This is a genomic window from Acidovorax sp. SUPP3434, assembly GCF_030159015.1.
In the GTDB taxonomy this organism is placed as follows: domain Bacteria; phylum Pseudomonadota; class Gammaproteobacteria; order Burkholderiales; family Burkholderiaceae_C; genus Paracidovorax.
In genome coordinates, this window is record NZ_BQXL01000010.1 from 192,573 (window position 1) to 203,410 (window position 10,838).

At 69.6% G+C, this 10,838-nt stretch carries 10 protein-coding genes; 7 read left to right on the forward strand and 3 right to left on the reverse strand.

What is annotated here, in order from left to right; translation table 11 throughout:
• Nucleotides 1-5 precede the first annotated feature (5 nt).
• The 6 genes from AVKW3434_RS16580 (at nt 6) to AVKW3434_RS16605 (ending at nt 5,463) form a co-directional block, all read left to right on the forward strand.
• Nucleotides 6-752: an SDR family oxidoreductase gene (locus tag AVKW3434_RS16580; RefSeq protein ID WP_284406711.1), complete on the forward strand. Its 747-nt coding sequence runs from the start codon at nt 6-8 to the stop codon at nt 750-752.
• Entirely contained in the window at nt 752-1,387 is a 636-nt protein-coding gene (locus AVKW3434_RS16585; RefSeq protein ID WP_272565846.1) for a MarC family protein, read from the forward strand. The genes AVKW3434_RS16580 and AVKW3434_RS16585 overlap by 1 nt, the downstream gene beginning before the upstream one ends.
• Before the next feature lie 9 nt (nt 1,388-1,396).
• Nucleotides 1,397-2,098: a response regulator gene (locus tag AVKW3434_RS16590; RefSeq protein ID WP_284406712.1), complete on the forward strand. Its 702-nt coding sequence runs from the start codon at nt 1,397-1,399 to the stop codon at nt 2,096-2,098.
• Nucleotides 2,099-2,148: 50 nt separating this feature from the next.
• Nucleotides 2,149-3,612: a two-component system sensor histidine kinase CreC gene (gene creC, locus AVKW3434_RS16595; RefSeq protein WP_284406713.1), complete on the forward strand. Its 1,464-nt coding sequence runs from the start codon at nt 2,149-2,151 to the stop codon at nt 3,610-3,612.
• 124 nt (nt 3,613-3,736) lie between these two features.
• Nucleotides 3,737-5,152 (forward strand): cell envelope integrity protein CreD, encoded by a 1,416-nt coding sequence (creD, locus tag AVKW3434_RS16600; RefSeq protein ID WP_284406714.1) that lies wholly within the window; start codon nt 3,737-3,739, stop codon nt 5,150-5,152.
• Nucleotides 5,149-5,463, forward strand: coding sequence for a hypothetical protein (locus AVKW3434_RS16605; RefSeq protein WP_284406715.1), 315 nt, complete (start codon nt 5,149-5,151; stop codon nt 5,461-5,463). The genes creD and AVKW3434_RS16605 overlap by 4 nt, the downstream gene beginning before the upstream one ends.
• Nucleotides 5,464-5,486: 23 nt before the next feature.
• On the opposite strand, the gene AVKW3434_RS16610 is transcribed toward AVKW3434_RS16605, so the two are convergent.
• Complete coding sequence (locus AVKW3434_RS16610; protein WP_284406716.1) at nt 5,487-6,023, reverse strand: hemerythrin domain-containing protein; 537 nt, start codon at nt 6,021-6,023, stop codon at nt 5,487-5,489.
• A 149-nt stretch (nt 6,024-6,172) separates the two neighbouring features.
• On the opposite strand from AVKW3434_RS16610, the gene AVKW3434_RS16615 reads away from it, so the two are divergent.
• Entirely contained in the window at nt 6,173-9,541 is a 3,369-nt protein-coding gene (locus AVKW3434_RS16615; protein WP_284406717.1) for a sensor domain-containing diguanylate cyclase, read from the forward strand.
• Between the two features lie 116 nt (nt 9,542-9,657).
• On the opposite strand, the gene AVKW3434_RS16620 is transcribed toward AVKW3434_RS16615, so the two are convergent.
• Together AVKW3434_RS16620 and AVKW3434_RS16625 are read right to left on the reverse strand one after the other, a co-directional pair.
• Complete coding sequence (locus AVKW3434_RS16620; RefSeq protein WP_284406718.1) at nt 9,658-10,236, reverse strand: hypothetical protein; 579 nt, start codon at nt 10,234-10,236, stop codon at nt 9,658-9,660.
• Nucleotides 10,237-10,336: 100 nt separating this feature from the next.
• A complete protein-coding gene (locus AVKW3434_RS16625) occupies nt 10,337-10,555 on the reverse strand; it encodes a CsbD family protein (protein WP_272565861.1) in 219 nt (72 codons plus the stop codon).
• Nucleotides 10,556-10,838 lie beyond the last annotated feature (283 nt).

The following is a 10,838-nucleotide window of genomic DNA, read 5'->3' on the forward strand; positions in this document are numbered from 1 at the left end:
GGCAATTGAACAAAGTGGTACTTGTGACCGGTGGTAGCCGGGGCATCGGCGCAGCGACCGCCCGGCTGGCCGCGCGCCAGGGCTGGGCGGTGGCGGTGAACTACGCCCGCGATGCGCAGGCGGCCGATGCCGTGGTGCAGGCCATCCGCGAGGCGGGCGGCCAGGCCATCGCCGTGCAGGCCGACGTGGCGAAGGAAGGCGAGGTCGTCGCCCTGTTCGAGGCGGTCGATGCCCGCTTCGGCGCGCTCGGCGCCCTGGTGAACAACGCGGGCGTGGTCGACGTGCCCGCGCGCGTGGACCAGATGAGCGCCGAGCGCCTGCGCCGCATGTTCGACATCAACGTGGTGGGCAGCTTTCTCTGCGCCCGCGAGGCCGTGCGGCGCATGAGCACGAAGCACGGCGGCGCGGGCGGCAGCATCGTCAACGTGTCCAGCGCCGCGGCGCGCCTGGGCGCGGCCGGGCAGTACGTGGACTACGCCGCCTCCAAGGGCGCCATCGACGTGCTCACGCTCGGCCTGGCCCGCGAGGTGGCGGCCGAGGGCATCCGCGTGAATGCGGTGCGGCCCGGCCTCATCGACACCGACATCCACGCCAGCGGCGGCCTGCCCGACCGCGTGCGCGACCTGGCGCACCAGGTGCCCATGGGCCGGGGCGGCACGGCCGAGGAGGTGGCCGAGGCCATCGTCTGGCTGATGTCGGAGGCGGCCAGCTACACCACCCTGTCACTGCTCGACGTCTCCGGAGGCCGCTGATGGACCTGAAACCGCTCATCACGCTGCTGGCCATCGTGAACCCGCTGGCCATCGTGCCGTTCTTCATCCACTACACCGACGGGTTTTCGCAGCGCCAGCGCCGGCGCACCATCCAGGTGGCGGCCTTCAGCGCGTTCTGCGTGATCGCGGCCTGCGCGCTGCTCGGGCTGCAGATCCTGGAGTTCTTCAACATCTCGCTGCAGAGCTTCCAGGTGGGCGGCGGCATGCTGCTGCTCATCAGCGCGATGAACATGCTCAACGCCCAGCCGGCCGAGGCCAAGCCCCACACCCACGAGCTGGAGGAAGGCGCCGAGAAGGCCGCCCAGGGCGACAGCATCGCCGTGGTGCCGCTCACCATTCCGCTGCTCACCGGCCCGGCCAGCATGTCCACCGTGGTGATCTATGCCGACCGGGCGCAGACCTTCTGGCAGCACCTGGCGCTGGTGGGCTACGGCGTGGTCATCGCCGGCGCCACGGCGCTGTGCTTCGCGCTGGCCGACCCCATCGCGCGCGTGCTGGGCAAGACCGGCATCAACGTGATGACGCGGCTCATGGGCCTGATTCTCGCGGCGCTGGCGGTGGAGGTGATGGCCGAAGGGCTGGGCAAGCTGTTCCCCGTGCTGGTCGCGCGCTGAAGGCACGGCATGGCCACCACCCACGCCCGGTTGCTGCTGCTGGAGGACGACCCCGCCATCGCGCGCACGGTGGCCTATGCGCTCGAACGCGAGGGGCTGTCCATCGTGCACAGCCTGCTGCTGCGGGACGCGCGCGAACAGCTGCGCGCCCGGCCCTTCGACCTGCTGGTGCTGGACGTGGGCCTGCCCGACGGCAACGGCCTCGATCTGCTGCGCGACCTGCGCCGCGACCCGTCGCACCAGGCCACGCCGGTGCTGATGCTGAGCGCCCACGGCGAAGAACTCGACCGCGTGCTGGGCCTGGAGCTGGGCGCCGACGACTACCTGCCCAAGCCCTTCAGCCCGCGCGAGCTGGCGGCCCGCGTGAAGGCCCTGCTGCGCCGCGCGGCGGCCCCTGCACCGCTGGCCGCGGCATCGGCGCCGCCCAGTCCGTTCCACGACGATGCCGCCGGCCAGCGGGTGAGCCTGCACGGCCGGCCGCTGCCGCTCACGCGGCGCGAATACCGCCTGCTGGCCTGCCTGCTGCGCGGCGCCGGCCGCATCCAGTCGCGCGAGGCCCTGCTCGCCGGCGCCTGGGGCGACGACAGCGAAAGCACCGACCGCACGGTGGACACCCACATCAAGACGCTGCGCGCCAAGCTGCGCGAAGCGGACCCGGCGCGTGAATACATCAGCACGCACCGGGGCATGGGCTACTGCCTGGAGCCATGAGCGCCCGCTGGCACCGCTCCGTGCAGCCCCCGATGGCGGGGGCCTGATCCATGCGCCTGGGCATCCGGCTGCTGTTCGCCTTCTTCCTGATCAACGGCATCGCGGCCTTCTTCGTGCTGCGCGTGTTCACCGCCGAGATCAAGCCCAGCGTGCGCGAGGTGATGGAAGACATGATGGTGGACACCGCCAACATCCTGGCCGAGCTGGCGAGCGACGACCTGGCCGCCGGCCGCCTGGGCGCCACGGCGCCCGGCACGCCCGAGAGCCGCTTCGCGCAGCACGTGCGCCAGTACGCGAGCCGCCCGGTCGATGCCGCGATCTGGGGGCTGACCAAGCAGACACTCGACTTCCGCATCTACGTGACCGACGCCGCCGGGCGCGTGGTGTTCGATTCCGAGCGCAGCGCCGTGGGTGAGGACTATTCGGGCTGGCGCGACGTGGCGCGCACGCTGCGGGGCGAGTACGGTGCCCGCGCCACGCGCGAGGTGCAGGGCGACGACACCAGCGGCGTGATGTACGTGGCCGCCCCCATCCTGGTGGACGGGCCGTCCGGCCGCACCATCGGCGGCGTGCTCACCGTGGCCAAGCCCACGCGCTCGGTGCAGCGCTTCATCGACCGGGCCGAGCGCAAGGTGCTGCGCGGCGGCCTGCTGCTGCTGGCCCTGTCGGCGCTGGTGGGCGTGGCCGTCACCGTGTGGACCGTGTGGCACGTGCGCCGCCTGCGCGATTACGCCCTGAGCGTGCAGGGCCCGGCCGACGGGGGCCTGAACCCCACGCAGCCCCTGGCCGTGCCGCGGGTGCCGGGCGAGCTGGGCGACCTGGCCCGCGCCATGGACCGCATGCGCGTGCGGCTGGAAGGGCACGACTACATCGAAGGCTACGTGCGCGCCCTCACGCATGAACTCAAAAGCCCCGTGGCCGCCATCCGCGGCGCGGGCGAACTGCTGCAGGAGGACCTGCCCCCGGCCGACCGCGCCCAGTTCGCCACGCAGGTGGTCGAGCAAAGCGAGCGCCTGCAGCGCCTGGTGGACCGGCTGCTGGCGCTGAGCCAGCTCGAGCAGCGCCAGCGGGCCGAGGGCGCGGCCGCCGTCTCGCTGCAGGACTGCGCGGCCCTGGCGGTGCGCCAGGCCCAGGCCCGCGCCAGCCAGCGCACCATCGACCTGGTGCTCACGGGCGACGGCGCCGGCGGCCCGTGGGAGGCCGAACTGGTCACGCTGGCGATCACCAACCTGATCGACAACGCCATCGACTTCGCGCCCGCCGGCAGCGCGGTGCGCGTGGAGTTGCAGGGCCCGGTGGTGGCCGTGCAGGACGCGGGCCCCGGCGTGCCGGACTATGCGCTGCCGCGGCTGGGCGAGCGCTTTTTCACCACCGCGCGGCCGGGCGGAGAGCGCAGCGGCTCGGGGCTGGGCCTGGCCATCGTGCGCCGGATCATGGCGCTGCACGGGGGAACGATGGCGGTGCGCAACACCCAGCCCGGGCTGCGGGTCGAACTCGCCTTTCCGGCCGCCTGACAGCGGCACCCCGGCCACCGGGCCGGCCGCGCGCCGGCGCACTTCACCGTGCACTCACAAACTTCATTTCCGCCTCACGCCCGATCACCACACTGCCCTCCACATCCACTGGCGGAGAGCCTCCTTGAAACACCCCCTGTTCACCAAACTGGCCGCGCTCGCGGCCATCACCCTGCTCCTGCTGTTCGGCCTGGGCCTCATCGAAGACGTGGTGCGCGACCGCCAACGCTACCGCACCCTCACCGCCGATGGCGTGGCGCGCAGCCTGGCGGGCTCGCAAACCCTGCTGGGGCCGCTGATCCACAGCGCCTGCGTGGAAAGCTGGGATGCCGTGACCGGCACCGGCAGCGAGCGCACCACGGTCGAGAAACGGCGCGAGTTCGTGCTCACCGCCATGCCTGATACCCTGCAATTGCGCGCCGGCACCGCGATGCAGGAGCGCTCGCGCGGTGTGCACAAGGTCAACACCTACACCCTGAAGGCGCATGTCGCCGCCGAGTGGTCATCGCTTGCGAGCCTGCGGCCGGACACCACCGTGCAGGGCTCGCGCATGCAGTGCGGCGCGCCCCTGCTGATGATGGCGGTGGGCGATGCGCGGGGCATCCGCGCGGCCCATCTCACCGTCGGCGGCCAGGCGCTGGCCCTGAAACCCGGCACTTTCCACCCCGCCTACCCCCGCGGCCTGCATGCCCCGCTGCCCGAAGCGCTGGTGCAGCGGCCAGGCGGCGACACCGGTCCGTTCAAGGCCGAGATGGACCTGGAACTCGTGGGCACCGAGAGCGTGGCCATCGTGCCGCTGGGCAGCCAGACCCAGGTGCAGATGGACGGCAGCTGGCCCCACCCCTCGTTCGCCGGCCGCTTCCTGCCATCGGAGCGCACCGTGGAGGACAAAGGCTTTTCCGCGCTGTGGCGCCTGTCTTCGCTGGCCAGCACGGCCCAGCAGGACGTGGCCGCCGGCCGCCCCGCGTGCGAGGCGGCCCCCACCGCGGACCGCGCCTACGACGCCGCGCCCGCCGACGGCCGCGGCTGCGCCGACAGCTTCACCGTGGCCTTCGTGGACCCGGTCAATCCCTATTCCCTGAGCGACCGCGCCACCAAGTACGGCGTGCTGTTCATCGCGCTCACCTTCGTGGCGGTGGGCCTGTTCGAGCTGATGAAGCGGCTGCGGGTGCACCCGGTGCAGTACCTGCTGGTCGGCAGTGCGCTGTGCAGCTTCTTCCTGCTGCTGGTGAGCCTGTCGGAGCACCTGCCCTTCGGCGTTTCGTATGCCATTGCGGCCAGCGCGTGCGTGCTGCTGCTGGCCTACTACGCCAGCCACATGCTGGGCAGCCTGTGGCTCGGCCTGCCGTTCGGGGCCGGCATCGCGCTGCTCTACGGCCTGCTCTACCTGCTGCTGCAGCTGGAGCAGACCGCGCTGGCCGTGGGTGCCATCGCGCTGTTCCTGGTGCTGGCCGCCGTGATGGTGCTCACGCGACGGGTGAACTGGTACGGCCTGACCGCGCAACGCCCGGTTTCCACCCCTCGTCCGGAGGCCGCATGAGCGCGCCGTCGCCCTGGCCGTCCCACCGGGCCAGCCCCTGGAATACGCACCTGGCCGCGCCAGCGCAGCCGGAGCGCGGCGAGCAGGGCCTGTCGATGGCGCAGGCGCAGCGCCTGCAGCGCTACCACGACCGCCTGCTGTGCGCCCTGGCGGCGCGGGACCGCGAAGCCTTGCGCCAGGCCAAGCAGGGCATCCTGAAGGCCGCCTACTGGCCAGGGGCTGCGGATGCCGCGTCCCCGGCCTGGCGCCGCGCCATGCGCACGCTTTCCTGGCAGATGGCGGCCTTGCTGCTGCCCCGCGGGCGCCATTAGCCCGCGGCGAGGGCCGCCGGGCTTCAGGCCGCGACCGCTTCGCGCGCCGGGCGGGGCGCTGCGGCCGTCTCTGTCTGCGGGACCCCATCGTCGCCCGAGCAAGCGCCGCCGCAGCCGTGAATGGCCTGCGCCGGCAGGGCGCCCGGCGCATGCACGGTGCCGGTCGCGGGATCGAAGCCCACGCGGCGCAGGTGCAGGGCGAGCGCCGCGTCCATGGTCTGCGTGTGTTGCGGAAACCACAGGGCCAGCTCCGATGCCATGCGGCGCAGTACGGCCGGCTCGCCTGCTTCGGCCTGCGCCGTGCCCTCTCGCAGCACCTGCAGCACGACCTTGTGCTGCAGGCTGTGGCAGTTGCCCGAGGCGAAGCGGGTGGCGGCCATCCAGTCGTCCTCGCGGGCGAAGTGATCGGCGGTGTGCGACACCAGCGCGTGCCAGGCGCCCAGCAGCTGCGCGTCCGGCGCGGCCTCCACGGCGGCCAGCAGTTCCACGAACTCCTGGTGGGTTTCGTCCATGAGGGGAAGGTCGAGGGCGAGGCCCTCGGACCATTGCAGTGCAGCCATTTCCAGTCCTTGCATCCAGTGGAAGGCCAGCTTAAGAGGCACCGCGGCACCGGGCTTTGATGCAGGTCAGGGCGCCGGCGATCGCGCACCGGGCCACCGCCTGCGGCGCAGGCCTGCCGGAATGGGGCCGGACATCTGATAATTATTCGATGACTCAGCCGTCCACCCCGGGTAGTGCCGCCGCCGCGATGCCGTTGAACGAAGGCGATCGCGTCGCCGCGCTCCAGATGCTCGGGGTGCTGGACTCGGCGCCGGAGCCGGTCTTCGACGACCTGGTGTGGCTGGCCAGCCAGTGCTGCGATGTGCCCATCGCGCTCATCTCGCTGATCGACGAAACGCGCCAGTGGTTCAAGGCCAGCTGCGGCCTGGGCACATCGCAGACGCCGCGCGAGATCGCGTTCTGCAGCCATGCGCTGGCGTCCACGCAGATCCTGGAGGTCCCCGACGCGCTGGAGGACCCGCGTTTTTCCAGCAACCCGATGGTGCTCGACGAGCCGCGCATCCGCTTTTATGCAGGCGCGCCGCTGGTGGGCAGCGCCGGGCATGTCTACGGCACCCTGTGCGTGATCGACCGGGTGCCGCGGCGCCTGTCCGGAACGCAGCGGGAGGCGCTGCAACGCCTGTCCAGGCAGGTGGTCAGCCAGCTGGAGGCCCGCCAGGGCCGCCGGGAGGCCCAGATCCAGGCGGGCACGCTGGGCCGCCTGCTGGAGGCCATGCCCGATGCGGTCGTCTCCTGCGGCCCCGATGGATTGCTGGGCGAGTTCAATCACGTGGCCCGGGCCTGGCACGGCACCGACCCCCGGTCCCTGCCGCCGAGCGAATGGGCCGAGCATTTCGATCTGTTCGAGTCCTCGGGCACGCGACTGCTGGCGACCGTGGACATCCCCCTGCTGGCCGCCTGGCGGGGCGAGACCGTTCGCGGGTTCGAGCTGGTCATCAAGGCGAAGGGACAGGCCCCCCGGTCGGTGCTGTGCAACGCCTCACCGCTGTTCTATGCGGACGGCACCAAGATGGGTGCCGTGTGCCTGATGCATGACGTGACGGCGCTGCGCGCCGCCACCCGGGCCGCCACGATTGCGGCCCAGCGCTTTTCGGGAGCCTTCAGCGCGGCCACCCATGGGATGGTCCTGGTCGCCCCCACGGGCCACTGGATCGAGGTGAACGACGCGATCTGCGACATGCTGGGCTACTCGCGGGACGAATTGCTGCACATGGATTTCCGGCGGCTCACCCACCCCGACGACCTCACGTCGCACCGCGACCACATCGACCGGCTGATCCGCAGGGAAACGCAGAACTACCAGTTGGGCAAACGCTACCTGCGCAAGGACGGCGAGACGGTATGGGCCCATCTGGCGGTCTCGCTGGTTCGGGACGAATTCGACCAGCCCCTGCATTTCGTGGCCCAGATCCAGGACGTCACGGAGCAGCGGTCCATGGAAGAGCGCCTGCGCGACAGCGAGCGCCGCATGCGCAGCATCCTGGAAAACACGGAGGATGCCTTCATCGTGGCCGATGAGGACGGCCACATTCTGGAGTGGAACCGCGCCGCCCAGGCGACGTTCGGCTGGCGCCGGGCCGAGGTGCTGGGGCGGCCGATGGCCGAGGCCATCCTGGCCCCGGCGATGCGAACGCGCAGCCTGGCGGCGCTCATGGGCAACGAGGACACGCGGGCCCGCAGGCAACTCCTTCCGGGATGGCACCGCGACCAGCACGAATTCCCCATGGAGATCACCCTCAGCCAGGTGCAGCTGGAATCGTCCCGCATCGTGACGGCGTTCATGCACGACATCAGCGAGCGCGTCGCGGCCGACCAGCAGCTGCGCCGGCGCGAAGCCCAGCTGCAGCTGATGGCCGACAGCGTGCCCGCACTCATCGCGCACGTGGACGCGGACCTGCGCTACCAGTTCGCCAACAAGGCCTATGGCCAATGGTTCGGCAAGGACCCCGCGCAGATCGTGGGTCGCTCCATGGATGAAGTCCTGGGGCCGGCGCACTTCGCCAAAGCCTGGCCCTACATCGACCGCGTGCTGAAAGGCGAACGGGTGCAGTTCGAGGCAGAGGTCACCAACGCCGCCGGCGAAACCCGGGTCATGTTCGCCAGCTACATCCCCGATGTCCAGCCGGAGGGGCTGGACCCGGCATCGGTGCCCGCAGTCGGGTTTCACCTCACGGTGACGGACATCACCATCCACAAGGATTACGCCAACAGGCTCGCGATCAGCTCCGCGCGGCTGGAGCGGGCCCTCGAAGGGGCCGAACTGGGGCTGTGGGAACTGAACATCGAGGCCATGACGCTGCAGGTGGACGCCCGCGGATCGGCCATGCTGGGCTTCGGCCCCACCGAGGTGACCAAGACGGTGCCCGAATGGACCGCTGCGCTGCATCCGCTCGACCAGGAGCCGAACGTGGCCGCCTTCCGCCGGCACCTCGGCGGGCTGACGGAAAGCTACGAAAACGAATTCAGGGTGCAAGGCCCGCAGGGGCCATGGATCTGGCTGTTCTCCCGGGGCAAGGTCATCCGGCGCAGTGCCACGGGCGCACCCTCCACGGTCATCGGCACCTTCATGGACATCACCCAGCGCAAGCTCGACGAAGAGGCGCTGACGCGCGCGGCGCTGCTGCTGCGGCAATCGGGGGCCATGGCACGCGTGGGAGGCTGGACGCTGAATCCGGCCACGGGCGAGGCGGCGTGGACGGACGAGGTCTACCGCATCCATGACCTGGAGCCGCAAACCGCGCCGGACCTGTCACAGGCGCTGAACTACTACACCGAGGCCTCGCGCCCCCTCATCGGCGCGGCCGTGCAGCGGTGCATGGACGACGGCACGCCGTGGGACCTGGAGCTGGAACTGATCTCGCACAAGGGGCGCCATCTCTGGGTGCGCGCCCAGGGCGAGCCGACCTACCAGGACGGCCGGATCGTCCAGCTGAGCGGGGCCTTCCAGGACATCACGGAGCGAAAGCACTCGGAGCTGCAACTGCAGCGCCTGAACGCCACGCTGGCGGAACTGTCCTATACGGATGCCCTCACGGGGCTGGGCAACCGCCGCCTGTTCGACGAGGCATTGAGCGCCGAGTGGGGCCGAACGCGCCGGCAAGACGCATCCGTGGCCCTGCTGATGATCGATATCGACCACTTCAAGCACTACAACGACATGCACGGGCACCAGGCCGGCGACGAATGCCTGCGCCAGGTCGGCGCCGTGCTGCAAGGGGCGTTGTTCCGGGCCCATGAAAAGCCGATGCGTTACGGAGGCGAAGAGTTCGTGGTGCTCCTGCCGGGCACCACGGGCGACGAGGCGCAGGTCGTGGCCCAGCGGGTGCTGCAGGCGCTCGACCATGCCGCCCTCCCCCATGGCGCTTCGCCCCTGGGCCCGCACGTCACCCTGAGCATCGGCGTGGCGGCCCTGCAGCCCACGGCGGAAGTGACAGAAAAGCAATTGGTGCGCGACGCGGACCAGGCGCTCTACCAGGCCAAGGCCGCCGGACGGGCGCGTTTCATGCGGTGGCGCTGAGCGCACGGCCCTTCGCTGCGGCCGCCGCAACGCAAAAAAAGGCTTCGCACTGCGAAGCCTTTTTGCTTTTGGCACCCCATTCGTTCATCCGAACGCGGGGGGAGCCCAAACCTTTTTTACTGGTTGTAGACGCGCTTCAGATCGGCAACGCACTTGTCCTTGACGTCACCGGTCGCGGCATCGCAACGCTCCTTGGCGGCCTTGTATTCGGCTTCGCGCTTTTCTTCAGCGGCGTCCTTCTTCACTTCAGCGACCTTGGCGTCCTTCTTGGCCATGTTGTCCGAAGGCTTGGCCTGGGCGCGTGCCACCTTGGCGTCTTCCTTGGCCTTCACGTGGGCGGCCTTGGCATCCTTCACGCAGACGTCCTTGGCATTGCCTTGCTGGTCGTCGCACTTTTCCTTGGCGACGTCGTAGGCGGCGTCAGCGCGGGCTTCGTTCACCTTGTAGGTGGCCTTGTCGCTGGGCTTGTACTGGGCTTCCAGTTCGGCCTTGGCGACCTTCTCGGCGCCCTTGGCTTCCTTCATGCAGACGTCCTTGGCGTTGGCCGTCATGCTGTCGCACTTCTGCTTGTTGGTCTTGTAGTCGGCAGAGATGCGGTCCTTGGCGGCGCTGTGCTCTTCCTTGGTCATGGCCATGCCGCTGGTGGCGAGAAGGCCGGCGGCCACGATGGCCAGAAGATTGCGTGCGTGTTTCATATTTTTCTCCTCAATGTCTGTAAGGGGGTGCGGATGTCGATTTGCCTTGTGGCAGAACGGCGAACACCGCTGGTTTTAAAAAGTGGGAAAGGCCCGGGATTTACTTGTCGAAACGGAATTCGGGGTGGCGGTCTTGCCAGGACTTCAGTTCCTTCTCGGCGGCATCCTTGGCCAGACCCTGGCGCTCTTGCAGCTTGCCCAGGAACTGGTCGCGCTTGCCGGCTGCCACGTCAAGATCGTCGTCCGTCAGCTTGCCCCATTGCTCCTTGATCTTGCCGGTGAATTGCTTCCAGTTTCCCTTGACGGTGTCTTCATTCATGGCACAAGTCCTCTTGGTTATTCGCTTCAGCCCTCCACTCCGAGACGGTTTGGAACCCTGGCTGGATGCGATGGACGAACTGTAAAAGTGCCCCCTCGGGACAGGCGTAGTCATCCGGGGGCAGCACGCGTCAGCCCAGGCCTACGGTTGACAAGGTGACCCGTCCTGGAATAGGTTGACACCTATGCGGGACTGAACCCTAGCCGTAATTGGCTTGCAAGAGACGCCCGGTGCACCGCATCGGGCGTTTTGTATTCTAGGGACAGGTGGGGCCGCTGCTCGT

Coding starts and splice junctions, on each gene's coding strand:
- AVKW3434_RS16585 (WP_272565846.1), top strand. CDS start 752: ATGGACCTGAAACCGCTCATCACGCTGCTGGCCATCGTGAACCCGCTG.
- AVKW3434_RS16625 (WP_272565861.1), bottom strand. CDS start 10,555: ATGAATGAAGACACCGTCAAGGGAAACTGGAAGCAATTCACCGGCAAG.
- AVKW3434_RS16590 (WP_284406712.1), top strand. CDS start 1,397: ATGGCCACCACCCACGCCCGGTTGCTGCTGCTGGAGGACGACCCCGCC.
- AVKW3434_RS16615 (WP_284406717.1), top strand. CDS start 6,173: ATGACTCAGCCGTCCACCCCGGGTAGTGCCGCCGCCGCGATGCCGTTG.
- AVKW3434_RS16620 (WP_284406718.1), bottom strand. CDS start 10,236: ATGAAACACGCACGCAATCTTCTGGCCATCGTGGCCGCCGGCCTTCTC.
- AVKW3434_RS16605 (WP_284406715.1), top strand. CDS start 5,149: ATGAGCGCGCCGTCGCCCTGGCCGTCCCACCGGGCCAGCCCCTGGAAT.
- AVKW3434_RS16610 (WP_284406716.1), bottom strand. CDS start 6,023: ATGGCTGCACTGCAATGGTCCGAGGGCCTCGCCCTCGACCTTCCCCTC.
- creC (WP_284406713.1), top strand. CDS start 2,149: ATGCGCCTGGGCATCCGGCTGCTGTTCGCCTTCTTCCTGATCAACGGC.